The sequence below is a fragment of the Streptomyces sp. NPDC004539 genome (assembly GCF_040610055.1).
Classification (GTDB): domain Bacteria; phylum Actinomycetota; class Actinomycetes; order Streptomycetales; family Streptomycetaceae; genus Streptomyces.
The window spans coordinates 457,307-481,227 of sequence record NZ_JBEXLS010000002.1; the positions used below are offsets into that span (position 1 = coordinate 457,307).

General features: G+C 70.7%; 17 protein-coding genes. 12 read left to right on the plus strand and 5 right to left on the minus strand.

The genetic code is table 11. The features are described 5' to 3' along the window. Positions 1 to 165 precede the first annotated feature (165 nt). From ABZX85_RS05745 to ABZX85_RS05775, 7 genes are all read left to right on the plus strand, one after another. Complete coding sequence (locus ABZX85_RS05745) at positions 166 to 1,515, plus strand: extracellular solute-binding protein (protein ID WP_355862740.1); 1,350 nt, start codon at positions 166 to 168, stop codon at positions 1,513 to 1,515. Further along, positions 1,512 to 2,492 (plus strand): sugar ABC transporter permease, encoded by a 981-nt coding sequence (locus ABZX85_RS05750; protein ID WP_355862742.1) that lies wholly within the window; start codon positions 1,512 to 1,514, stop codon positions 2,490 to 2,492. The genes ABZX85_RS05745 and ABZX85_RS05750 overlap by 4 nt, the downstream gene beginning before the upstream one ends. A 20-nt stretch (positions 2,493 to 2,512) precedes the next feature. Beyond that, on the plus strand, positions 2,513 to 3,325 hold the full coding sequence (locus ABZX85_RS05755; RefSeq protein ID WP_355863100.1) for a carbohydrate ABC transporter permease: 813 nt from the start codon (positions 2,513 to 2,515) through the stop codon (positions 3,323 to 3,325). 152 nt (positions 3,326 to 3,477) lie between these two features. Continuing rightward, on the plus strand, positions 3,478 to 5,004 hold the full coding sequence (locus ABZX85_RS05760; protein ID WP_355862744.1) for a glycosyl hydrolase family 28 protein: 1,527 nt from the start codon (positions 3,478 to 3,480) through the stop codon (positions 5,002 to 5,004). Continuing rightward, on the plus strand, positions 5,001 to 8,096 hold the full coding sequence (locus ABZX85_RS05765) for an alginate lyase family protein (RefSeq protein WP_355862746.1): 3,096 nt from the start codon (positions 5,001 to 5,003) through the stop codon (positions 8,094 to 8,096). The genes ABZX85_RS05760 and ABZX85_RS05765 overlap by 4 nt, the downstream gene beginning before the upstream one ends. A 21-nt stretch (positions 8,097 to 8,117) precedes the next feature. Continuing rightward, the gene (locus ABZX85_RS05770) at positions 8,118 to 9,374 is read left to right on the plus strand and encodes an alginate lyase family protein (RefSeq protein WP_355862748.1); all 1,257 of its coding nucleotides are present in this window, start codon (positions 8,118 to 8,120) and stop codon (positions 9,372 to 9,374) included. A 92-nt stretch (positions 9,375 to 9,466) separates the two neighbouring features. Then, complete coding sequence (locus ABZX85_RS05775; protein WP_355862750.1) at positions 9,467 to 11,029, plus strand: carboxylesterase family protein; 1,563 nt, start codon at positions 9,467 to 9,469, stop codon at positions 11,027 to 11,029. A 25-nt stretch (positions 11,030 to 11,054) separates the two neighbouring features. Here the strand turns inward: ABZX85_RS05775 and ABZX85_RS05780 are convergent, their stop codons facing one another. Continuing rightward, positions 11,055 to 12,116 (minus strand): LacI family DNA-binding transcriptional regulator, encoded by a 1,062-nt coding sequence (locus ABZX85_RS05780; protein ID WP_355862752.1) that lies wholly within the window; start codon positions 12,114 to 12,116, stop codon positions 11,055 to 11,057. A 201-nt stretch (positions 12,117 to 12,317) separates the two neighbouring features. Next, complete coding sequence (mmuM, locus tag ABZX85_RS05785; protein WP_355862753.1) at positions 12,318 to 13,256, minus strand: homocysteine S-methyltransferase; 939 nt, start codon at positions 13,254 to 13,256, stop codon at positions 12,318 to 12,320. A 123-nt stretch (positions 13,257 to 13,379) separates the two neighbouring features. Here mmuM and ABZX85_RS05790 point away from each other — a divergent pair, with 123 nt between their 5' ends. Continuing rightward, a complete protein-coding gene (locus ABZX85_RS05790; protein WP_355862755.1) occupies positions 13,380 to 14,795 on the plus strand; it encodes an amino acid permease in 1,416 nt (471 codons plus the stop codon). 94 nt (positions 14,796 to 14,889) lie between these two features. On the opposite strand, the gene ABZX85_RS05795 is transcribed toward ABZX85_RS05790, so the two are convergent. Next, on the minus strand, positions 14,890 to 15,474 hold the full coding sequence (locus tag ABZX85_RS05795; protein WP_355862757.1) for a hypothetical protein: 585 nt from the start codon (positions 15,472 to 15,474) through the stop codon (positions 14,890 to 14,892). Positions 15,475 to 15,775: 301 nt separating this feature from the next. On the opposite strand from ABZX85_RS05795, the gene ABZX85_RS05800 reads away from it, so the two are divergent. Then, on the plus strand, positions 15,776 to 17,185 hold the full coding sequence (locus ABZX85_RS05800; RefSeq protein ID WP_355862759.1) for an RICIN domain-containing protein: 1,410 nt from the start codon (positions 15,776 to 15,778) through the stop codon (positions 17,183 to 17,185). 61 nt (positions 17,186 to 17,246) lie between these two features. Here ABZX85_RS05800 and ABZX85_RS05805 read toward each other — a convergent pair whose 3' ends face one another. Next, positions 17,247 to 18,953: a rhamnogalacturonan lyase B N-terminal domain-containing protein gene (locus ABZX85_RS05805; protein ID WP_355862761.1), complete on the minus strand. Its 1,707-nt coding sequence runs from the start codon at positions 18,951 to 18,953 to the stop codon at positions 17,247 to 17,249. A gap of 240 nt (positions 18,954 to 19,193) precedes the next feature. Between ABZX85_RS05805 and ABZX85_RS05810 the strand changes: the two genes are divergently transcribed. Both ABZX85_RS05810 and ABZX85_RS05815 read left to right on the plus strand, forming a co-directional pair. Continuing rightward, positions 19,194 to 20,237, plus strand: coding sequence for a rhamnogalacturonan acetylesterase (locus ABZX85_RS05810; protein WP_355862763.1), 1,044 nt, complete (start codon positions 19,194 to 19,196; stop codon positions 20,235 to 20,237). Positions 20,238 to 20,346: 109 nt separating this feature from the next. Continuing rightward, on the plus strand, positions 20,347 to 22,038 hold the full coding sequence (locus tag ABZX85_RS05815; RefSeq protein ID WP_355862765.1) for a DUF2264 domain-containing protein: 1,692 nt from the start codon (positions 20,347 to 20,349) through the stop codon (positions 22,036 to 22,038). Between the two features lie 21 nt (positions 22,039 to 22,059). On the opposite strand, the gene ABZX85_RS05820 is transcribed toward ABZX85_RS05815, so the two are convergent. Then, positions 22,060 to 23,448, minus strand: a complete 1,389-nt coding sequence (locus ABZX85_RS05820; protein WP_355862767.1) for a hypothetical protein — start codon at positions 23,446 to 23,448, stop codon at positions 22,060 to 22,062. A 102-nt stretch (positions 23,449 to 23,550) separates the two neighbouring features. Between ABZX85_RS05820 and ABZX85_RS05825 the strand changes: the two genes are divergently transcribed. Then, positions 23,551 to 23,919, plus strand: coding sequence for a VOC family protein (locus ABZX85_RS05825; protein ID WP_355862768.1), 369 nt, complete (start codon positions 23,551 to 23,553; stop codon positions 23,917 to 23,919). Positions 23,920 to 23,921: the final 2 nt, after the last annotated feature.

Sequence of the window (23,921 nt, forward strand, 5' to 3'; positions counted from 1 at the left end):
CGTGCGCAAACCCTTGACGGGCCCCGTCGGGCGGCAGAAGCTCAGCGCACTCGGTCGTAGCAACCGGTTGCTACGCGTTACTCGGGCGAGCCGCTGTCATGCCCGTTTCCCGTCGCCTCCCATCACTTCCCATCACCTCCCGTCACCTCAAGAAGGCGAGACCCCATGCGCTCCCACGCCGGTGCCCCTCCCAGTCGCCGCAGGTTCCTCGCGCTGTCGGCCGGCGGGGCCGTGGCCGGTGCGGCGGCGCTGAACGGCTGCGCGCTCCAGGTGGCCGGCTCGGTCGGCGGCGGGGGAGAGACCGTCACGATGATGGTCTCCGGCGGGGACATCACCCCCGACCAGGTCAAGCAGGCCAAGCGGAAACTCGGCATCGGCATCGAGCTGGTCAAGTGGGACGTCACCAAGCTGATCGCCATGCTGACCAGCGGGAACCCGCCCGACCTGGTGCGCGGTGTGGGCGCCGTGGACACCGCGTACTTCGCGGCGCGGGACGTCGCCGAGGTGCTCGACCCCTACTTCGCCCGCTCCACCGTGCTGCGGCCCGACGACCTCGACCCGGTCAACGACCTGTGGCGCTTCGACGGCCGGACCCAGGGCAAGGGCCCGCGCTACGGCATGGCGAAGGACTTCTCCCAGGACTCCATGTACTGGTACAACACCGCCGTCTTCGACAAGGCGGGGCTCGCCTACCCGTCGGAGACGGACCCGGTCACCTTCGAGCAGTGGCAGGAGGACGCGCGCCGCCTGGTCCGGCGCAAGCAGGGGCAGACCATCGTCTTCGGCGGCAGCTACGCGGGCCTCACCCGCTCGACGCTCCTCGCGACGATGACGGCCTCGGCGGGCGGCAGCCTCTTCAGCGACGACTTCACCCGCGTCGACTTCACCACCCCCGAGGCCCGCAAGGCGCTCGCCTGGTACATCGACTACTGCCGCACCAAGGTCGGCCCCAGCCTCATCCAGCCCGACCCCAACGGCTGGGACGGCCCCACCTACCAGGCCGGACGCATGGCGATGACCAACTCCGGCTACTGGCTCGGCGGCATGATCGGCACCGACCCGAAACTCGCCGCCGTCTCCCGGCTCGCCCCCGCCCCCGTCTTCGCCGGCGGCCCCCGCATCAGCGCCTGCCAGGGCGGCACCGGTCTGTGGATGCCGAAGAAGGCGAAGAACAAGGACGCCGCCTGGCGGGTCTTCGAATGGTTCTTCGGCGAGGAACCCGCCAAGGACCGCGCCGCCGGCGGCTGGGGCATCCCGACCCTCAAGTCCCTGCGCTCTCTGATGCCCCATCAAGAGACTTACCAGCAGCGGACGTTGAAGGTGCAGGAGAACGAGCTGAAGCATTACTCGGTCGTCTCCTTCACCCCGTACACGCGGGCCGACGCGTTCGACGCCCTCTTCAACCAGGTCGCCCCCGCGGCGATGAACGGCGGGATCTCCGTCGACAGACTCGCCGGACAGCTGAACGACGTCGTCAACGAGCAGCTCAAGCGCGGTAAGGAGCAGGTGGGATGACGGTCGATCAGATCACCGCGAAACCGGTACGGCCCGAGGCGCCGCCCGCTCGCGGCAGGCGCGGCACCACCATGGTCGCCCGCCGCCACCGCGCGTTCTACATGTTCACCTCCCCCTGGATCATCGGCTTCGTCCTGCTGACCGTGATCCCGATGGGGTACGCGCTCTGGCTCAGCTTCACCACGTTCGACGGGATCTCCCCGCACTGGAGGTTCATCGGGCTCGGCAACTACCGCGAGCTGATGGGCGATCCGGTGACCTGGGACGCCCTCGGCCGGTCCGGGCTCTTCGCCGTGACGTCCGTGCCGCTGTCCATCGCCGCCGGGCTCGCCCTCGCCGTCCTGCTCAACAGGCCCCTGAGAGCACGGGGGTTGTTCCGGACGCTGATCTATCTGCCGGCGGTCGTGCCGCCGGTCGGCGCGGGGCTCGCCTTCAAGGCACTGTTCGACCAGAACTCCGGTGCCACCAACGGGGTGCTGACGTTCTTCGGCATCGACGCCGTGGGCTGGCTCGCCGACCCGTACGCCCGGTACGTCCTGCTCATGACCGTGCTGTGGACCGCCGGGAACATCATGATCATCTCGCTGGCGGGGCTCCAGGACGTCCCCCGTGAACTCCACGAGGCCGCGAAACTCGACGGGGCGAGCGCCTGGCGGACGTTCCGCAGCATCACCGTCCCGCTGCTGTCGCCCGTCCTGCTCTTCCAGACCGTCACCGGGATGATCGCCTCGGTGCAGACCATCATGCCGCTGCTGCTCGCGCCGCTCGGCGACACCAGCGGGATCACGACCGTCCCGCAGTCCAACTACCTGTACATGATGCACGTGTTCGCGCAGTACTTCGCGCTCGGCCGGTACGGCTACGCCTCCGCGCTGCTGTGGGTCCTCTTCGTCATCATCCTCGCCGTGACGGGACTGCTCTTCAGGTTCACGTCCGGCGCGGTCTTCTACAACGTCGACCCGGAGGCGAAGAAGTGACCACCCTCGTCCGCGTCCGCATGGGCCGCCTCGCCCTCTACACCGGACTCGTCGCCCTCACCGGCCTGTTCCTCGGCCCGTTCGGCTGGCTGATCCTCACCGGCCTGAAGACACAGGGGGAGTTGGCGGCCTCACCCGTCCACTGGCTGCCGGACCACTTCCAGTGGCACAACTTCGCCGACGCCTTCACCCAGATCGACTTCCTCGGCTACGCCCGCAACTCCCTGATCATCGCGCTCATCTACGCCACGCTCGTCACCCTCAGCTCGGCCTGGGTCGGGTTCGGGTTCGCGCGGCTCGGCGCGCCCGGCAAGAAGACCCTGTTCGGCATCCTCATCGGCTCGATGATGCTGCCCCAGATGATCACCCTGCTGCCGACCTACCTCATCTTCGCCAAGCTCGGCATGGTCGACACGTACTGGCCGTGGGTGCTGTGGGGGCTGTCCGCCGCGCCCTATCTCGTCTTCCTGTTCCGGCAGTTCTTCGCCGGCCTGCCCCGCGAGCTGGAGGAGGCCGCGATCATCGACGGCGCCGGATACGCGGGGATCTTCTGGCGGATCTTCCTCCCGCAGTCCTGGCCCGTCCTGTCCGCGAGCTTCATCATCGCCTTCACCTGGACGTGGGGCGACTACATCGCACCCCAGCTCCTGCTCTCCACCGACCGCACCACCCTCGCGGTCGCCGTGATGACCACGTACGTCAACGACTCCGGCGCGCCGGTCCCCGAACTCCAGGCCGCCGCCTCGGTGATGTACGTCGTGCCGATCCTGCTGGTCTTCCTCGTCGCCCAACGCGGCTTCGTCGCGGGGATGTCGACGTCGGGACTCAAGTAACCGCCTTCGCCGTACGGGGTGTTCGCCGACCGGCCCGCGAACGCCCTGCCTCTCGGAGCCGCCCCGCTTCCCGGAGTCGTCCCGCCTCCCAGGCCCCCGCCTCCCAGCGCCGCCCCGCCCACCCGAGCCGCCCCTTCTCCAAGGAGCCCCGCATGAACACGCCCCTCTCCCGCCGCACCGCCCTCCAGGCAGCCGGCGCCGCCACCCTCGCCGCGGGCCTCACCGGCGTGACGGCCGGCGCGGCGAGCGCAGCCCCGGGCGACGCCAAGTCGGCCCCGAAGCTGGTCACTTACCCCCGGCCCGCGACCATGCCGACGAACACCAGCTACAAGGTCCGCGTCCGCACCGCCCCCGACGGCGACTGGCAGACCCTCGACATCTGGCGCCCGCAGCTCGGCGAGATCAACGCGGCCACCGGCTCCGGCAAGGTCTACAACTCCTCCCTGGTCTCCTTCGACTTCTGCGGCCCCGTCGAGATCGAGGTGACCTACCTCAAGGGCGGCACCACCAAGGCCCGGGTGAGACCCGACTCGTACGGCATCAAGCCCGAACTCCTCGGCGACACACTCCGGTTCACCCTCGACGAACCGCGCAACGTCATCGTCCAGATCAACGACGACGTCTTCGACGCCCTGCACGTCCTCACCGGCAGGCCGAACCCCCGCCCGCCCAAGTCCGGTGACCCGAACGTCCTCTACTTCGGACCCGGCGTCCACACCACCTCCGACGGCACCCTCAAGGTCGCCGAGGGCCAGACCGTGTACCTGGACGGTGGCGCGGTGCTCACCGCGACCGTCCTCTTCCAGGGCGTGAGGAACGCCCGCCTCACCGGCCGGGGATTCATCAACTCCACCTCCGGCGGCGGGGCGTTGGTCGAGAACAGCGAGAACATCCGCATCGAGGGCGTCACGATGCTCAACCCGAACGGGTACGCCACCCAGCTCGGCAACAGCAGGAACGTCCACATCGATGGCCTGCGTTCGTTCAGCTCCAAGGGCTGGGGCGACGGCATCGACGTCTTCTGCAGCGAGAACGTCGTCATCGACGGCGTCTTCATGCGCAACTCCGACGACTGCATCGCCATCTACACGCACCGCTGGAACTACTACGGCGACACCCGCAACGTCACCGTCCGCAACTCCACGCTCTGGGCGGACGTCGCGCACCCCGTCAACGTCGGCACGCACGGCAACACCGACAGCCCCGAGGTCATCGAGAACCTGCTCTTCCAGAACATCGACATCTGCGACCACCGCGAACCGCAGATGAACTACCAGGGCTGCATCGCCCTCAACCCCGGTGACTCCAACCTGATCCGAGGTGTCCGCGCCGAGGACATCCGGATCGAGGACTTCCGGTGGGGCCAGGTCATCTACATGAAGGTCATGTACAACACGAAGTACAACACCTCCGTGGGCCGGGGCATCGAGAACGTCTACATCAAGAACCTCACCTACACCGGCACCAACGCCAAGCCGTCTCTCCTCCTCGGCTACGACGCCGAACACGCCATCAAGAACGTGACGTTCGAGAACCTGGTCATCAACGGGCAGGCCATCGCCGACTCGATGAAGAAGCCGGGCTGGTACTACACCACCGACGTCATGCAGTGGTTCTCCAACGAGCACGTCATCAACCTGAAGTTCATCACCACCGCGGAAGCGCAGGCTGGCAAGTGAGCCCCATCAGCCGCCGCGGACTGCTCGGTTCGTCCGCGGCCCTCTTCCTCGCCGCCGGGACGAGCACCCTGGCCGTCCCGGTGGCGAGCGCCACCACCCGTACGGCACAAGGGAGTTCCGGGTTCGCCCACCCCGGTCTCCTGCACACCGCCGCCGACCTGGCCCGGATGAGGACCGCCGTCGAGACGAAGCAATCCCCGGTGTACGACGGCTACTTGGCGCTCGCCGCCCACGCCCGCTCGCAGAGCACGTACGCCGTGCAGAACACGGGCCAGATCACCTCCTGGGGCCGGGGGCCCACCAATTTCCAGAACCAGGCCGTCGCCGACTCGGCCGCCGCCTACCAGAACGCCCTGCTGTGGGCGGTCACCGGCAACCGGGCCAACGCGGACAAGGCCCGCGACATCCTCAACGCCTGGTCCGCCTCACTGACGATCGTGACCGGCGCGGACGGCCCGCTGGGCGCCGGGCTCCAGGGCTTCAAGTTCGCGAACGCCGCCGAACTCCTGCGCCACACCGGCTACGACGGCTGGGCCGACGCCGACATCGCGCGCTGCGAACGGTCGTTCCTCGACGTCTGGTACCCGGCGGTCTCCGGCTACATGCTGTACGCCAACGGCAACTGGGACCTGACGGCCATTCAGACCATCCTGGCCATCGGGGTGTTCTGCGACGAACCCACCCTCGTCGAGGACGCCCTGCGCTTCGCGGCGGCCGGTGCAGGCAACGGCAGCGTCGCCCACCGCGTCGTCACCGACGCCGGCCAGGGTCAGGAGTCCGGCCGCGACCAGGGCCACGAACAGCTTGCCGTCGGCCTCATGGGCGACATCGCGCAGGTCGCCTGGAACCAGGGCGTCGACCTCTGGGCCTTCGACGACAACCGCATCCTCGCCAACGCCGAGTACGCGGCCCGCTACAACCTCGGCGGAGACGTCCCCTTCACCCCCGACCTCGACCGCACCGGCAAGTACATCAAGCAGACGGTCTCCGCGATCGGCCGGGGCAGCCTCCCCCCGGTCTACGAGATGTACCTCGCGCACTACAGCGGAGTACGCGGCCTCGACGCCCCGAACACGCGAGCCGCCGTCTTCCGGGGCACCGGCGGCACCCGCCTCGTCGAGGGCAGCAACGACGACCTCCCGAGCTGGGGCACCTTCGCCTACGCCGGTCCGACGGCCCCCGCGCCGACGATCCCGGCGCCCCCGGCCGGGCTCACGGCGGTGGGGGAGGACCGCGCCGTCGAGCTGGCCTGGCTGCCGTCGGTTTCGGCAACCGGTTACACAATCCGCCGGGCCACCCACCCCGCCGGGCCCTACACGGTCCTCGCGACCGGAGTGACCGCACCGGCGTACACCGACACCGCCGTCCGCCCCGGACGGTCGTACCACTACACCGTCACCGCCGTGGGCGACCTGGGCAGCAGCGGGAGTTCGGCCGCCGTCGGCGCCGGAGCCGGGCTGCCGGTGCCCTGGTCGAGCGGGGACGTCGGGGCCGTGAAGATCCCCGGGTCGGCCGCCTGGGACGGGGAGCGGTTCGTGCTGGAGGCGTCCGGCGCCGCCGACACCCACCGGTTCGCCCACCTCCCGCTGCGCGGCGACGGCTCGGTCACCGCGCGGATCGTCTGGCCGCTCAGCTCCCAGTACTCCAAGATCGGCGTCACCCTGCGCGACTCCACCGACCCCGGCGCGGCGCACGCCTCGATGCTGATCCAGGGGCTGCCGCTGCACACCTGGAGCGGGGTGTGGAGCGTGCGCGCCACCCCCGGCGCGGCCGTTTCAGCAACCGGTTCCACCCCCGTTCCCCCCACCCAGCAGGAGGCGATCACCACCAGGGCCGCCTTCCCGATCTCCAGCCTCGGCGCGCTTCCCGAGTCGGCGACCCCGCTCGAAGCGCCGTACGTCGAGGGCGCGGGCGACGGGTACCGGCTGCGGGCGCCCTACTGGGTACGGGTGACCCGCAAGGGCCGCCGCTGCACCGGGGCGATCTCCCCGGACGGCGTCCACTGGACCGAAGTCGGCTCCACCGAGGTCGCGTTGGGCCGCACGGTCCGCGCGGGACTCACCCTCACCTCCTGCCTGGGCGTCGACGAGACCTACGCCGAGACCGGCACCGGCGCCTTCGACGACGTCAGCGTGACGGACGGCTCCGGCACCGTCTGGCGGACCCCGCGCCCCACCCGTACCGCCACCGACCTCACGTCCGGCCCCACCGGCCTCACCTGGACCGACCCCGACCTGTCCGCCCGGTACACCGTCCTGCGCGCCGCGCGTCCGCAGGGGCCCTTCAAGGCCGTCGCCACCGGCGTCGGACCGGTCGGCTTCGGCACCCGCATCCGCTTCACCGACCCGACCGCCGACCTCGGGACGACGTACCACTACACCGTCGCCAAGACCAACTCGGCCGGATCGGGGCCGCGTTCGGCCTGCGTCGAGGCGGACGTGGCGGCGGTGCCCGCACCCCTCGTCCCGGTCCCGGCCAGTCGGGTCCCGGCCCCCTGGAGCGCCGGCGACCTCGGCGACCCCGTCGTCGACCGCTCCGCGTTCGGCACCCTCGGCGTCGTCGCGATCCTCACCCCCGGCAGCACCTCCTACGCGGACGACACCTTCACCGTACGCGGCGCCGGCGTCGACCTCAGCGCCAACAACCAAGGGATGACAGGCCAGTTCGTACGACGGCAGGTGAGCGGGGACTGCACGGTCACCGCGCGGCTGCGCTCCCGGGAGGGCGCCACCGCCGACCGGGTCGGACTGCTGATGACCAAGTCCCTGAACCCCTTCGACCTCGCCGCCGGGACCGTCGTCACCGGCGGGAGCAGCGCGCAGCTCATGCTGCGCCCGACGGTCGCCGGAGCCTCCGCGTTCACCGGCGCGACCGCTGTCCAACTCCCCACCCTGCTGCGGCTGAAGCGCACGGGAACCGCTTTCGCCGCGGCCGTCTCCACCGACGACGGCGCCACCTGGACCACCCTCGCCGAGGGCACGGTCCCGCTCTTCGGTGACGCCCCCTACCACGTGGGCCTCGTGGTCTGCTCACGCAACCAACTCGCCCTCGCCACCGCACAGTTCACCGAGGTGATCATCACCTCCGGATAACCCGACGGGAGCCCCACCCCCATGAGCCGCACACCCCAGAGCCGCACCACTCCCCAACTCTCCAGCCGCCGCACCCTGTTCAAGACGGCGGGCGGACTCACCGCCGCCCTCGCCCTCGGCGGAGCGGCCTCCGCGCTGACCCCCACCACCGCGGATGCCGCCCCGGCGACTTTCACCCACCCCGGCATGCTCCACAACGCCGGGGACATCAACCGCGCCAAGGTCCGCGTCGCCGCGGGCACCGACCCCTGGCTGTCCGGCTGGAACAGGCTGACAGCCAACTCCCACTCCGCGTCCACCTGGACGAACCGGGCCACCGCCACCATCGTGCGCGGCGGCGGCACCGGAGAGAACTACGGCCTGCTCTACAACGATATCGCCGCCGCCTACCAGAACGCCCTGCGCTGGAAGGTCGCCGGCACCGAGGCCAACGCGGTCTGCGCCGCGAACATCCTCAACGCCTGGTCCACCACGCTGACTTCGGTCACCGGCAACGCGGACCGCTTCCTCGCCGCCGGCATCTACGGCTGGGAGTTCGCCAACGCCTGCGAACTCATGCGCGGCTACTCCGGGTTCGACCTCGCCGCCGCCCAGGAGATGCTGGCGAACGTCTTCTACCCGCTCAACAACCAGTTCCTCACCGGCCACAACGACGCCTGCATCACCAACTACTGGGCCAACTGGGACCTGTGCAGCATGGGTTCCGTGATGGCCATCGGCATCCTCAACGACGACGCGGCCAAGTACGACCAGGCCGTCACCTACTTCAAGTCCGGCGCTGGCAACGGCTCCATCAAGAACGCCGTCCCCTTCCTCTACACCGACTCCGACGGCTACGCCCTCGGCCAGTGGCAGGAGTCGGGCCGCGACCAGGGCCACACCGTCATGGGCATGGGCCAGATGGGCGCGGTCTGCGAGATGGCCTGGAACCAGGGCGACGACCTGTACTCCTACGACGACCGGCGGTTCTTCAAGGCCGCCCAGTACGTCGCCAAGTACAACCTCGGCCTCGACGTCCCCTTCACGACCTACACCTGGGGTACGGGGCAGAACTGCTCCCAGCAGTCCCAGACGGTCGTCTCCGACAACTCCCGCGGCCAGGCCCGCCCGGTCTGGGCCCAGCTGCACTTCCACTACAACCGCAGGCTCGGCCTCGACGACAAGTACATCTCCCAGATCTACGCCACCGTCGCCCCCGAGGGCGGCGGCGGGGACTACGGAACCACGAGCGGAGGCTTCGACCAGCTCGGCTTCGGCACCCTGATGTACGCCAAATAGCCCTCTGACCGGCTCGTGCACCGGAATACCCGGCGCCCCTGTGGTGCTCTGGTACTACTCGGTGCACGAGTGCGGCGAAGGGCTGGTGGCGAATGAGGCCGGTGGTCAGAACCCCTTACGGCGACGTACGCGGCAGGTACGAGAACGGTGTCTCGGTCTTCCGGGGTATCCCGTACGCGGCTCCCCCCTTCGGGGCGCTGCGCTTCCGGCCCCCGGTGCCGCCCGAGCCCTGGACCGGTGTCCGGGACGCCGGGGAGTTCGGGCCGACGGCGCCGAAGCCCCCGTACTCGGAGGCGTTCGCGCAGTTCCTCAGCGACCCCGACATCTCGGGGGACGGGTGTCTGAATCTCAACGTCTGGACGCCCGAACCAGGTCCCGGCGCCCGGCTCCCTGTCGTTGTCTGGTTCCACGGCGGCGCGCTGACCAGGGGTTCTTCCGCTGTTCCGGTGTACGACGGGACGTCGTTCGCGCGGGACGGGATCGTGTTCGTGTCGATCAACCACCGGCTCGGCGTCGAGGGCTACGGCCTCTTCCCGGACGCCCCCGCCAACCCCGGACTGCGCGACCAGCTCGCCGCCCTGGAGTGGGTGCGGGACGCGGTCGGGGCGTTCGGCGGCGACCCCGACAGGGTCACCCTGATGGGGCAGTCGGCGGGTGCGATCAGCATCGGCGCCCTCATCGCCGTTCCCCGCGCGCAGGGCCTGTTCCGGCGGGCCGTGCTCCAGAGCGGGGCGCCCGAGGCGCCCGACCGGGACAAGGTGCGGCGGATGGTGCGCCGGATGGCCGCCCGGCTCAAGGTCCCGGCGACCGCCGAGGCGTTCGCGGCCGTCGACCGGGAGCTGCTGCTGCGCACCCAGTACGAGGTCGGACGGCTCTCCAGCCCCGTCCTCGGCGGCCCCGCGTTCGGGATCGTCACCGACGGCGATCTCGTCCCCCGCGACCCGCTCCAGGCCCTCGTGGACGGTGACGCGGCCCGTGACGTGGACCTCCTCGTCGGCTGGACCAGCGACGAGTACCGGCTCTGGCTCGTCCCCGGCGGGCTCGTCGAGCGCGTCGACCGGCTCGGTCCCGTCGCCCTCGCCGGGGCCATGGCCCGCTGCCACTGTGGCTCCGAGGTACCCCGGGGCTACCGCGCCCTGCACCCCGACGCCGGGCCCGCCGAGATCGTCGGCCAGATGGTCACCGACCACATGCTCCGCCGCCCCCTGCACCGGCTGGCCGGCTCCCGCCCGGGCCGGTCGTACGTGTACGAGTTCGCCTGGCCCTCCGGACGGCCCGGACTCGGCGCCTGCCACTCCCTCGAACTCGGCTTCGTCTTCGACGCCGGGCACTCGCCGGACTCTGTGAAGCTCGCGGGGGAGAACCCGCCGAAAACGCTTGCTGCCGAGATGCACGGCGCGTGGACCCGGTTCGTGAAGACCGGGGACCCGGGCTGGGAGGCGTGGGACGCGACGCACCCGGTGCGCGTCTTCGGGGACGGCGAGACCCGTACGGAGCCGGGGCTGCGGGACGCGGACCTGGCGCTGTGGGACGCGGAGACCGTCGTACCGCACCAGTCCGTTGTGGAACCGCTTCCCGCGCGGTCTCTGCGCGGGACCGAGCTGCGGTCGGTGGTGCGGCGGCTGCGGCGGACGGGATCGGAGAAGGCGGGGTAAGCGCGGGGTAACCGGTTACGGTCCGTTACTGCGCGGTGCGCGGCGGCTTCACCGAGTCGCGGACCACGACGTGCGTCCCCAGCAGCAGATGCTCGTCCGAGGCGCCCGGCGAGCGGCCGAGGGCCGTACGGACGGCGACCCGGCCCAGCTCCTCGTACGGGACGTGGACGGTCGTCAGCGCCGGGTACAGGTCCCGGGCGTAGGGGATGTCGTCGTAGCCGGCCAGCGACACGTCGTCCGGGACCTTCAGGCCCGCCTCGTGCAGGGCGGTGAGCGCGCCGGCGGCGACCATGTCCGTCGCGGCGACCACGGCCGTGAAGTCGAGGCCGTCCGCGAGGGCCCCGCGCATCAGGCGGTGGCCGGAGTCGCGGGTGAAGTCGCCGTGCAGGACGAGCGCCGGGTCGACGTCGACCCCCCGCGCCCGGTGCGCGCTCAGGTAACCGCGTTCACGGCCTTGCGCGGTCGTGTGGTCCGGGCGGCCCCCGAGGAACAGCACCCGGCTGTGGCCCTGCGCGAGGACGTGGGCGACCAGGGCGTGGGCGCCCGACTCGTTGTCGTACTCGATGACCGTGACCGGGGCGCCCGCCGCCAGCGGCGGACGGCCGCACAGCACCAGGCGGGAGCCCGCCGAGGCCAGCGAGTCGGCCATGCGGCGGGTGCGCTCGCGGTACTCCGGGGTGTCGGCCGTGCCGCCGACCAGGATGACGGCGGCGGCCCGCTGCGCCCGCATCATCTCGACGAACTCGGTCTCCTGGCGGACGTCGCCCTCGGTGCCGCAGACCAGGCACAGATGGCCGTGCCGGGCGGCCTCGCGCTCCACGCCGTACGCCATCAGCGCGAACGACGGGCCCGTGATGTCCTCCAGGACGAACGCCAGCGTCGGGGTGCCCACGCCCGCGATCGCCTTGGCGCGGGCGTCGGCGACGTAGTCCAGCTCGCGCACCGCGCGCAGCACCCGCGCCCGGGTCTCCGCGCTCACCGGGTACACCCCGCCGAGGACCCGTGACACGGTCGCCGCCGACACCCCCGCGCGGGCCGCCACGTCCCGGATGTTGCTGCGTCGGGCTTCCCCGGTCTTCCTGGTCATGTTCCGCCCCTCTTCGCCCCGTGGGAACCGCCCCGTCGGAACCGCCCCGTACCGCCCCGTGCCGACCGCGTCGCGCCGCGCCGCGGAGCGCGCCGTGCGCCCGGTACGCCATGTGGGCCTGGTGGGCCGTAGAAACAAGGTCGGCAAACGGTTTCCCAGCGGGAGGCTAGCAGTGCTCGGCCCGCCCGGCGCCACCCGCGTCTACTCCAGCGGGTCCAGGCAATCGGCGATGTCCACGATGCCCTGCGTGCCGACCCGGCAGCAACCGCCGACCAGTCGCGCCCCGGCCGCCGCCCAGCCCTTCACCTGCTCCGGCGCGAACGACGAACTCCCCGTCCAGGAACGGGAGTCGGCGTCCCAGGTCTCCCCGCTGTTCGGGTACACCACGACCGGCTTGCCCGTCACCCGCGCCGCGATCTCCACCGCCCCCTGGACGTCCTGCGGAACGCAGCAGTTGACCCCCACCGCGATCACCTCGGACACGTCCGCCGCCAGCGCGAACGCCTCCTCCAGCGGCTGCCCGGCCCGGGTCCGCTCCCCGGCGACGCTGTACGACAGCCAGGCGGGCGTCCCCAGCCCGCGCACCACGCCGAGCAGCGCCTCGGCCTCGTCGGTGTCGGGGATGGTCTCCAGGGCGAGCACGTCGGGGCGGGCCGCGGCGAGGACCTCCAGGCGGGGCCGGTGGAACTCCGCGAGCCGCGCCACGCTCAGCCCGTACCGGCCCCGGTACTCCGAGCCGTCCGCGAGCATCGCGCCGTACGGGCCGACCGAGGCCGCCGTCCACAGCGGGCGAACGGCACCCCGCTCCCGCGCCCTGCGGATCGCCCGGCGGCCCAACTCGACGCTGGACGCGATGAGTTCGGCGGCCCGGTCGTGGTTGATACCGCGTTTCGCGAACCCCTCGAAGGTCGCCTGGTAGCTCGCGGAGATCGCGACGTCGGCGCCCGCCATGAAGTACCGGAAGTGCGCCTCGACGATCGCCTCGGGTTCTTCGGCCAGCAGCCGCGCCGACCACAACTCGTCGCTCAGGTCATGCCCTTGGGACTCCAGCCGGTTGGACATGCCGCCGTCGAGGAAGACCACCCGGTCGGCCATGACGTCGGCGAGCGGCGGAGTGGGGGGTACAGGAGGGAGGTACATGGGACGACGCTAGTCGACGCGGGCGGGGTCCGGACGAATATGTCCAGTGTGTGAACAGATCGACCACGATGTGGGATGCGGGGATACGATCGCGCCCTCCCCGCACAGAAAAACCGGAAACAGATGACCTCCGCCGACACCCCCGAAGCCGTCGCCGACACCCCCGTGCCCGCCCCGGCGTCCTCCCCGCGCCGCAGGTTCGGCCTCACCGCGGCCACCGCTCTCGTCATGGGCAACATCATCGGCGGCGGCATCTTCGCGCTGCCCGCCGCCGTCGCCCCCTACGGCACGCTCAGCATCCTCGCCTTCGGCGTCCTGTCCGTCGCCGCCGTCCTGCTCGCCCTCCTCTTCGGCAAGCTGGCCAGGCGCAGCCCCGTGACCGGCGGCCTCTACGTCTATCCCCGCGACGCGTTCGGCCCGTTCGCCGGGTTCCTGTCGGCCTGGTCGTACTGGACGATGTGCTGGGTCAGCATCGCCGCGCTCGCCGTCGCCGTCGTCGGATACGTCGACGTCCTGATCCCGCTGCACGGCAACCACGCGCTCGAAGGGCTCGTCGCGCTGCTCGCGCTGTGGCTGCCGGCCGCCGCGAACTTCGCGGGGACGCGGTGGGTGGGGACGGTGCAGATCGTGTCCACCGTCCTCAAGTTCGTACCGCTGCTGCTCGTCGCGACGATCGGGCTGTTCTTCGTCGACACCGACAACTTCGGGCCGTTCAACGCGACCGGCGACAGCGTGCCGGGCGCGCTCGCCGCTGCCGCCGCGCTGCTGCTGTACAGCTTCCTCGGGGTGGAGTCGGCGGCGGTCAGCGCGGGGGAGGTCGACGATCCCGAGCGGACCGTCGGGCGGGCGAGCGTGCTGGGCACGCTGGCCTCCGCGCTCGTCTACATCCTCGGGACCGTCGCCGTCTTCGGTCTCGTCCCGCACGCTCAACTCGTGGAGTCCGGGGCGCCGTTCGCCGACGCGGTCAACGCGATCGCCGGCGGGACGTGGGGCGGTACGGCCATCGCGCTCGTCGCCGTGGCCTCCATCGTCGGGTGCCTCAACGGGTGGATTCTGCTCGCCGCGCAGATGCCGTACGCCGCCGCGCTCGACGGGCTGTTCCCCAAGCCGTTCGCGAAGGTCGGGAAGGGCGGGGTGCCGGGGTTCGGGGTGTGGGCCGTGGCCGTGCTGGGGACCGCGCTGATCGGGCTCAACTACACGGCCGGTCCGGACACGACGTTCCGAGTCCTCGTCCTCATCACGACGTTCACCGGCTGCGTGCCGTATCTCCTGTCCGCCGCCGCGCAGTTGTACTGGCTGGCGCGGGGGACCCGGGAACGGGTGCGGACCGCCGGGCTCGTACGGGACCTGATCGTCGCCGGGCTGTCGTTCGGGTTCTCGTTCTGGCTGATCGCGGGGGCGGGGTACGCGGCCGTGTATCAGGGGGTGTTGTTCCTGTTCGCGGGGATTCCGGTGTACGTGTGGTTGAGGGGGCGTCAGGAAGGGCCTGAGGGCGCGGAGTTGACCGAGGGGGAGGCCAAGGCCGAGGCCCAGGTCTAGGCCGGGAACGGGCTGGCGCGAGTCGAGGGGCCGGGTCGGTGACGGCGGGAGGGCGTGTCGAAGTCGCGGCACGGGTGTGACGTACGGTCGCCCGTCACCTCCCTCGCCGCCGCCTCCCCCCACGCCTGACCTCGTCATGAGCCCGAGGCCACAGCGTCCCCGGCGTCAGCAGCGCCCCCAGCGTCCCCAGCAGCAGGACGTACGGCCACCACCCGAACTCCCCGTTGTCGGCGGCGCTCGGGGCGTTCCGGTCGGCGGGCTCGTCGAGGGCTGACGCCGGGCCGGTGGCCGTGAGGGTGACGTCGTTGCCGTCGCCACCCCGATAGCTGATCCGGTAGAGGGTCGAGCCGAGTTCGACGCCGGTCCCTTCGGGGAGCCCGGCGAAGGTCCCCTCGACGGCCGTGCGGCCACCGTGGTCGACGAGGACGATCTCGTCGGCGGGCACGCGGCCCACCCCGGAGAGATCGATGCCCCCGGCCAGCCGCACCCGCCCGCTCACGGTCAACGGCCGCTCGCGCGCGACGAGTTCGGCCCCGCCGGCTTGGACGTAGTCGCCGTCGACGGTCAGTCCGCCCGCGAGGGCGGTCCGGTTGACGAGGGAGCCCACCACCTGGGTGTGTGGGGGAGCGGCTGCCGAGACGAGGGTCAGGGCGAGGGCCGGGAGGACGAGGCTGCGCACGCCGGGGGAGACGGGCCGGGAAGCGGCGCGATAACAGAAAAACGCGGCCCGGTTCGAACGGGGAAGCGTGGCCCGGTCCGGTGGGGCCCTGTCCGAAAGTCTGGCGGAAACCTTTCGGAAAAAGTTTGAGAAAACGCTTTCCCGTAAGTCACGTCCGACCCGTTGACCTCGCCGTAACACGCCCTTACCTTTTCGCCGTTCGGAATGTCACATTCAGTTCGAAGTCTCGAACGTCGTTCGCGAGGTGCGCCCCCCACTCACGGCGTCCCCAGCGCCGACACCGCGAAGGAGAGTGCGTGAGATGAGACGTGTGTACGCGATCCTGATCGCCCTCTGTACGGCCCTGGCCGGCGCCCTGGTCGTGGCGGGCCCCGCCCAGGCCGCACCCCAGACGCTCCCCAACGGCGTCCAGTTCACCGACACTTCGGGCAACGTCGTGCACGCCCACGGCGGCGGCGTCATCAAGGTCGGCTCCTACTACTACTGGTTCGGCGAGGACCGCAACACCGACAACACCTTCCGCTCGGTGAGCGCCTACCGCTCGACCGACCTGAAGACGTGGGAGTTCCGCAACCGCGTCCTGACCCAGTCCAGCGCCTCGGAGCTGGGCACGGCGTACATCGAGCGCCCGAAGGTCATCTACAACGCCTCCACCGGCAAGTTCGTGATGTGGATGCACAAGGAGAACGGCGTCGACTACGGCGAGGCCCGCGCCGCCGTGGCCGTCTCCGACACGGTCGACGGCAACTACAGCTACCAGGGCAGCTTCCGCCCCCTCGGCCAGTACATGTCCCGTGACATCACGGCGTTCGTCGACACCGACGGCACCGGCTACATGGTCTCGGCGGCGAACGAGAACTACGACCTCCAGATCTACAGGCTGACGGCCGACTACACCGCGATCGACAGCCTCGTCGCCAACCCCTGGGCGGGCGGCCACCGCGAGGCCCCGGCGCTCTTCAAGCGCAACGGCGTGTATTTCATGCTGACTTCGGGCGCCACCGGCTGGAGCCCCAACCAGCAGCAGTACGCCACCGCGACGAACCTCGCCGGCCCCTGGTCCGCGATGACGAACGTCGGCGACTCGACGGCGTACGGCTCGCAGACCGCGTACGTCCTGCCGATCCAGGGGACTTCGGGCACCTCGTACCTCTACATGGGCGACCGCTGGGGCAACTCCTTCGGCGCGACCGTCAACGACTCCCGTTACGTGTGGCTGCCGTTGAGCTTCCCGAGCAGCACCTCGCTGTCGATGTCGTGGTCCCCGGAGATCACCGTGGACACGGCCGCCGGGACCGTCTCCGGAGTCAGCGCCACCTACAACACCCTGGTGGCACGCCACAGTTCGAAGTGCGCGGACGTCGCCAACCAGTCCCTCCTGACGGGCATCGCGATCAGCCAGTACACCTGCAACAGCGGCAACAACCAGAAGTGGTGGTTCAAGGACCTCGGCACCGGCTACTACCAACTGATCGGCCGCCAGAGCTCGTTGTGCCTCCAGGAGAACGCGAGCAACGTCACCCAGGAGAACTGCGGCACGGCGACGACCCAGCAGTGGAGCGTCACCGCCTCCGGCAGCTACTGGCTCGTGAAGTCCCGGGCGAGCGGCGAGTGCCTCGACGTGAACGGGGCGTCGACCGCCAACTCGGCGGCGATCATCACGTACACGTGCAACGGGGCGACCAACCAGCAGTGGACGCGCGGTAGTTGACGCACGGCGACGAGAAGGAGGGCCGGGGTCCGTCAAGACCCCGGCCCCCTCGCTCGGTCGGCTAGGCCAGCAGGTCGATCGCGTCGATCGCCGTCCCCGCGCTGAGGAACCCGGTCGACCCCGAGCCGCTCACCACGTTGATCTTCAACTGGTTGTACTGACTCGTGTCCGTGAGCCACGCGCTCGCCGGAACGCTGTACGTGAACGTGTAGTTGTTCCCCCGGTAGGACCCGTTCGTCAGCGACCGCGTGCTCGGCTGCGTGGGCGGCGAGGGGATCGCCGACGTCCAGGAGTCGTTGACGACGACCTGCGGACGCCCGTTCGCGTAGGCGGTCGTCACCCCGATCCGCAGCGTGTGCGCGGCGGCGGCCTGCGCGGCCGTCAGCTTGAAGTACACGATCAGCCCGGAGTTGACGTCCTTCCACAGATAGCAGGGGAACGCGGACGTCTCGCTGCCGCTGCCGATCACCACGTTCCCCGTCCACGCCGAGGCACGGACGTCGGAGGGGTGCGCGTACGTCATCAGGTCGGCGTTCTTGAACCCGCTCGGCGTCCCGTTCCAGTCCCCGATCCGCCAGATCGTCCCCGCGTTCGAGGGGTCGTTGGAGGACGGGATCGCGATGGAGTTGAGGCTGGTCGTGCCACCGGCGCTGACGGTCACCGACGTGGTGTAGACGCCGAGTTCACCCTTGAACACCGTCAACGTGTACGTCCCCGGCAGGACTCCGGCGATCGAGAAGAAGCCGTCCGAGGCGCGCGCCGAACCCCAGTACTGGGCGGCCGAGTTGGCGAGCCCGACGGTGTACGCGTACGCCGTGTTGCGCCCGGTGATGCCGACGCCCGCGACCTTGCCCCGGCCGCTCGCCGGGACGTACCCGGAGATGCCGAGGGAGTCCGCCCAGGACGTCGTCAGCGTGCCCGGGTACAGCGTGGAGGAGGGGGCGCCGCCGTCGGTGAGGGCGATGACGTACGGGCCCTGGAGGCCGAAACGCTCGTTCTCCGTCTGGTTCTGGGCGTAGTGCAGGATCTCGTACAGGCCGCCGCCGTCCGCGCTCTGGTGGCGCAGCAGGGAGCGGTAGAAGGGGCCGCCGGACGCCTTCTCGTGGTTGGAGCGGACGATCCACAGGCCGACGCCGTTCGCGCTCCAGCCGACGTAGTTGTAGTCGGCGACCCGCAGCTTCGAGTAGTGCTTCGAGCGGGTCTGGCCGTCGGACTTCTGGAACACGTCCGACGCCTCGATGGTCGTCGGCGCGTAAGTGTAGGAATCCGGCTCGTCGTTGAGGAACAGGCCCGCCTTGACGCGCAGGATGAAGCGGGTCGAGGCGACCGAGGTGTCCGCGCGGTTGGTCCACAGGTAGACGTTGTTCTCGCCGCTGCGGGCCGCGTAGTAGTGCCGGAGCGTGCCGTAGGCCACCGAGACGAGGATCGTCGAACCGGACTGCGCGATCGTCACCGTGGAGGTGCCGAGACCCGACTCGATGTGCGAGTTCTTGCCGCCGTAGCCCTGGTACTCGGTGCCCTTGTAGACCAGCGAGGACAGGTCTCCGTTCGACTTGCTGACCTTGAAGACCAGGTTCGCGCCGGTGTCCACCACGTAGTTGGAGCCGTCGTCGCTCCAGCCGAACGCCGCCGCCGAGGCGCCTGCGGCGAGCGGGCCCGCGAGTGCGGCGGTGCCGGCGGCTGCCGCGGCGCCGACGACGAAGGCGCGGCGGCCGACTCCCGTTGCCACGGCGGCCCTTGGGGTTTCGGACACGGTGTTTTCGGACATCTGGAGAGCCTCCTGTGGGGTGGGGGATCGAGGTGTGGGGGGTGGGTGCGGGTGCCGGGGCCGTGCTCGGCTCGACCCGGCGGAAGCCTTAGCAGAGTGACAGTTGAATCGATTTCGCGAAAGGGCTTTCGCTTGCTGGAGGTTGGCAATCATGTGAAATAGGTCCAGAGTCTAGAAAGCGCTTGCCGAAGCGGGTACGGTCCTGCCGCCAGGCCCAGTCGCACCCATGAGGAGCAGCGAGTGAGACGTTTCAACATCGCCGTGCTGGCGGCCCTGACCCTCGGCACCGCCCTGTCCGCCGCCCCCGCCCAGGCCCACCCCGGCGCCCCACCCCTCGGCCTGGACAACTGCACCGCCACCGCCTGCCACTTCGACGTCCCGCCCGGCACGTACGACGTGAAGGTGCTCCTCGGCGGCGACGCCGCGTCCGCCACGAGCGTCACCGGCGAGACCCGCCGCTCCCTCCTCCCGGAGACGGCGGTCCCCGCGGGCGAGCGCGCCGCCCGCAGCTTCACGGTCGACGTCCGTACGCCGGAGGGCGAACCGACCGGACCCGACGGCACCCCCGGCCTCGACCTCGCCCTCGGCGGCGCCGCCCCCGCCCTCGCCGGCATCCAGGTCACCCCCGCCCGGCACGCCCGGCAGATCTTCCTCGTCGGCGACTCCACGGTCTGCGACCAGCCCGGCGACCCCTACTCCGGCTGGGGCCAACAGCTCCCGCAGTTCCTCCGCAAGGGCGTCTCCGTCGCCAACTACGCGGATTCCGGGGAGAGTACGGTCACCTATCTGTCGAACCCTCAACTCTGGTCCACCGTCCAGCCGTTGATCCGGCCCGGTGACCTCGTCCTGATCCAGCTCGCGCACAACGACAAGACGACCGACGAGGCGACGTACCGCGCGAATCTGGAAGCGCTCGTCGCGGGCGTCCGCGAGAAGCAGGGGCGGCCCGTCCTCGTCACCCCCATCGTGCGGCGCTGGTTCAACGCCGACGGCACGCTCGACAACGGAACGGCCCTTCTGGTCAACGGGCTCGGCGTCGACCATCCGGCGGTGATCCGCTCCGTCGCGGCGGCCGAGGGCGTTCCGCTGATCGACCTCACCGCGAAGACGAAGGCGCTGGTCGAGTCGCTCGGGACGGAAGGGTCCAAGGCGATCTACCTGTACAACGAGAAACGCGACAACACGCACACGTCCGTTCACGGGGCGACCGTGTACGCGGAGCTCGTCCGGGACGAACTCGCCGCCCAGCGGCTGATACCGAGGGGTCTGGTGAGGGTGGGGTGACCTTCTCGGGGGAATGAGCCGTACAAGCCCCTGGGGCGTCCCGACCGGAACCGGGGCGCTCCAGGCCCATGAACATCCCAAAGCCGCTGCCTGAGAAGGGCGTTCGTCCATGCACCTCCCCCCGCCCGACCGCACCCTCAGCCCGGCCACCGGCTACACCCGCGCCCACTGGGAGCGGGCCGCCGACACCCTCCTCGCCGCGACCGAGCCGTACGCCACCCCCGACCGCGCCCTCTACCACTTCCCCGGCGACCGCGAGAGCTGGTCGGGCCGCCTCTCCGACGGCCTCGAAGGCTACGCCCGCACCCTGCTGCTGGCCGCGTTCCGCCGCGACGAGACGGCACTCGAGCGCTACGCCGACGGACTGGCGGCCGGTACGGCGGGCGTCTGGCCGAAGATCGGGGACCACGGTCAGCCCCTGGTGGAGGCCGCGTCCATCGCCCTGGCCCTGCGCCTCACCCGCCCCCTCCTGTGGGACCGCCTGGACTCCTCTGTCCAGCAACGCGCCGCCGCCTGGCTGGCGGACGCCCTCACCGCCGAACCCTGGCCCTGCAACTGGGAGTTGTTCCCCGTCACCGTCGGCGGCTTCCTGGAGTCCGTCGGCCACGAACCCGAAGCCTCCCGCCGGGCGATCGAACAGGGCCTCGACCGGATCGAGCAGTGGTACGTCGCGGACGGCTGGTACACCGACGGCGACGGCCGCAAGTTCGACTACTACAACGGCTGGGCCATGCACCTCTACCCGGTCCTGCACGCCTGGCTCGCCGACGACCCCGCCCTCCTCGACCTCTACGGCGGTCGCCTGGAGCGCCATCTCACCGACTACGCCCGCCTGTTCGGCGCGGACGGCGCCCCGCTCCACCAGGGCCGCTCCCTCACCTACCGCTTCGCGACGACGGCCCCCCTGTGGCTCGGCGCGCTGACCGGCCGCACCCCCTTGGCCCCCGGCGAGACCCGCCGCCTGGCCTCGGGCGCCCTGAAATACTTCCTCGACCGCGACGCCGTCTCCCCGGACGGCCTCCTCACCCTGGGCTGGCACGGCCCGAACGCCTCGGTCCTGCAAGGCTATTCGGGTCCCGCCTCCCCCTACTGGGCCAGCAAGGGCTTCCTCGGTCTCCTCCTTCCCCCCGACCACGAGGTCTGGACCGCGACGGAATCCCCGTCCCCAGCGGAACGCGAGGACGCCCTCACGCCACTGCCCGCCCCCAACTGGCTGCTCCAGTCGACCCGTTCGGACGGCGTCGTCCGCCTTCACAATCATGGGAGCGAGGATGCGCGGTACGACCCGTATTACACGCGCCTTGCCTACTCGACGGTGACGACGCCCTCGCCCTCGCCCGCGCCCTCGCCTTCGTCCGAGTGCGACAACAGCGTCATCGTCGGCGACGACGCCACCCGCACCGACATCACGCCCCTGGGCATTGGCGCCGACTGGATCGCCTCCCACCACACCACTTCTACGGGAGCCCGGGTCACGAGCGTCACCTTGGCTCAAGGGGCCCTGGAGGTACGGGCGTTCCTGGTCTCCGACGTCCCCCCGGGCACCCCCGTCCACCTCACCGGCTGGTCCGCCCCCGAAGGCACCCGCTCCGAACTGACAGTCCTGAAGGGCACGGAGACGGGCCCCGGCCCCACGCTCTTCGTCGCCCTCGTCCGCCTCACCGGGGAATCGGAGCCCGGGAAGTTGGGCGAGGGGGTGAGAGTCGAGACCTGCGGAGAAGGGGAGTTGACGGTCAGGTGGGCCGACGGGAGCGGACGCAGGGTGCGGATCGGGGCGGGCGAGGTGACTGTCGGCGACTGAACAGGGCCCTGGCCTACGGCGTCAGGGCTTCAGCCGTGCCACCCGCAGCCAACCGGTGGTGGGCGAAGCCCCGTTGAGAGTCGTTGTGTACGACGGAGTCACCGGGGTGTAGGCCCAGGTGAGGGTGCCGTCCTTGAGGACGGCGAGGTCGCCGGTGATGCGGACGGGGACGACCTTGTCGGGGGACTGGGGTTTGCCGGTCCAGTCGATGAGGCGGAAGTGGGTGCCGGTGAAGGTCCCGGTGCAGGTGCCGGAGGCGCACTTGGGGTGGGAGAGGGATTCCCAGGAGACGAGGAGGCGGTCCTTGCCGTACGGGGCGATGTGGACGTTCGTGTTCTCCGTGCCGGGCGCCGCGGTGAGGTAAGTGGCCTTGCCCGGTGCCGAGTTGCGGTTCGCCAGGAACGCTATCGCCACCTGGTGGGTCGATGTCTTCGGGGTGACGCTCCAGCCCCGGCCGCTGGAGTCCGCCGGGTTCTTCTTCGCGGAGGCGGCGCCTCGGGAGGCGAACGCCGTCGCGTAGCGGCCTGTCGAGGAGCGGACCAGGTCGCCGGTGCGGCCCGGGAACGTGCCGCCGCAGTAGCCCGCCCAGCACTGCTCGCGCTGGACGACCGGGGCGACGTCGGGGGCGCCGATGCCGGTGGAGACGAACAGGCCCGAACGCCAGTCGTCGAAGCAGACGGAGGCGAAGTCGCCGGTCGGCTCGGCGTGCAGGGCGATGCCCTCGTTGTGGCTGCAACCCCAGCCCCAACCCCCGGACAGCTTCGCGCCCTTGGGGCTCACGTACGACAACTTGTCGCCGAAGTGGCCGTCCGCGAAGCCGCCCGCGCCGTGCACGACGAAGTACGCGCCGTACTTGCTGCCGTTCCAGGTGAGTTGACCGTCGAGCGTGGGGGACGTGTCGTTGCTGGCGGTGCCGGTGAGCTTCGTGGACCAGGTCTGGCGGCCGTTCGTGAAACGGACGATCGCCGCCGCCGTCTCCTTCCACTTGTTCGTGTCCGCGACCCGGGTCAGCAGCGCGAACCCGTCGTTGTGCGCGACGAGTCCGCCGACCTCCTTGGCCCCCTTCACGACCGAGTCCGCGCCCGACCGCTGCCCCGCCGCCGTGAGCGGCGTGACGTGCACGCCGTCCGCCGCCGGCCAGGCCACCCGCAGCGTGCCGTCCGGGGCGACCGCCGTCGACGTCCGCGTCCATTCCCGCGTGTTGTTGTAACCCGCCGACAGATAAGGGAACTTGGCCCCGCCGAGCGAGACCAGTGTGCTGGTCGGCGTGAGGTTCGGCGCGGGGGTCGCCGCCCCGGCGGTGGCGTACCAGGCGCCTGCGAGGACCCCGACGGCCGCGAGCCCTCCGATGAGGGGCTTGCGGGCGCCGTGGACCCGGCGGTGGCGTGTGGTGCGTGGTGCGGTTGTCATGCCCTGTGGTTGCCGCAGAGGGCGGAAAGGGTTGCCGGGGAGACTGCTGGTGGTGGAGATTTTTCCGTGGCGGTCCCCCCGCCGTTGTACGAGGATCACCGCATGACCTCACTGATCCGTCACACCACCATCGACTCCCACGACGCCCACACCCTCGCCGTCTTCTGGTCCCAGGTGCTCGGCCAGCCCCTCCACGAGGACGACGAACCCGGCGACCCCGAGATCCTGATCGAGGGCGCCGGCATCCTCTTCGTCACCGTCCCCGAGGCCAAGTCCCTCAAGAACAGGGTCCACTTCGACATCCAGCCCCAGGACCGCACCCGCGACGAAGAGGTCGAACGCCTCCTCGCCCTCGGCGCCACCCTCGCGGCCGACCACCGCAACCCGGACGGCACCGGCTGGGCGACGCTCCAGGACCCGGAGGGCAACGAGTTCTGCGTGGAGCGGAGCGCGGCTGAGCGGAAGAGCTGAGA

Excerpts from the sequence above, each read along its gene's own strand:
- ABZX85_RS05745 (WP_355862740.1), top strand. The coding sequence starts at position 166 with ATGCGCTCCCACGCCGGTGCCCCTCCCAGTCGCCGCAGGTTCCTCGCG.
- ABZX85_RS05750 (WP_355862742.1), top strand. The coding sequence starts at position 1,512 with ATGACGGTCGATCAGATCACCGCGAAACCGGTACGGCCCGAGGCGCCG.
- ABZX85_RS05755 (WP_355863100.1), top strand. The coding sequence starts at position 2,513 with ATGGGCCGCCTCGCCCTCTACACCGGACTCGTCGCCCTCACCGGCCTG.
- ABZX85_RS05760 (WP_355862744.1), top strand. The coding sequence starts at position 3,478 with ATGAACACGCCCCTCTCCCGCCGCACCGCCCTCCAGGCAGCCGGCGCC.
- ABZX85_RS05770 (WP_355862748.1), top strand. The coding sequence starts at position 8,118 with ATGAGCCGCACACCCCAGAGCCGCACCACTCCCCAACTCTCCAGCCGC.
- ABZX85_RS05775 (WP_355862750.1), top strand. The coding sequence starts at position 9,467 with ATGAGGCCGGTGGTCAGAACCCCTTACGGCGACGTACGCGGCAGGTAC.
- ABZX85_RS05780 (WP_355862752.1), bottom strand. The coding sequence starts at position 12,116 with ATGACCAGGAAGACCGGGGAAGCCCGACGCAGCAACATCCGGGACGTG.
- mmuM (WP_355862753.1), bottom strand. The coding sequence starts at position 13,256 with ATGTACCTCCCTCCTGTACCCCCCACTCCGCCGCTCGCCGACGTCATG.
- ABZX85_RS05790 (WP_355862755.1), top strand. The coding sequence starts at position 13,380 with ATGACCTCCGCCGACACCCCCGAAGCCGTCGCCGACACCCCCGTGCCC.
- ABZX85_RS05800 (WP_355862759.1), top strand. The coding sequence starts at position 15,776 with ATGAGACGTGTGTACGCGATCCTGATCGCCCTCTGTACGGCCCTGGCC.
- ABZX85_RS05805 (WP_355862761.1), bottom strand. The coding sequence starts at position 18,953 with ATGTCCGAAAACACCGTGTCCGAAACCCCAAGGGCCGCCGTGGCAACG.
- ABZX85_RS05815 (WP_355862765.1), top strand. The coding sequence starts at position 20,347 with ATGCACCTCCCCCCGCCCGACCGCACCCTCAGCCCGGCCACCGGCTAC.
- ABZX85_RS05820 (WP_355862767.1), bottom strand. The coding sequence starts at position 23,448 with ATGACAACCGCACCACGCACCACACGCCACCGCCGGGTCCACGGCGCC.
- ABZX85_RS05825 (WP_355862768.1), top strand. The coding sequence starts at position 23,551 with ATGACCTCACTGATCCGTCACACCACCATCGACTCCCACGACGCCCAC.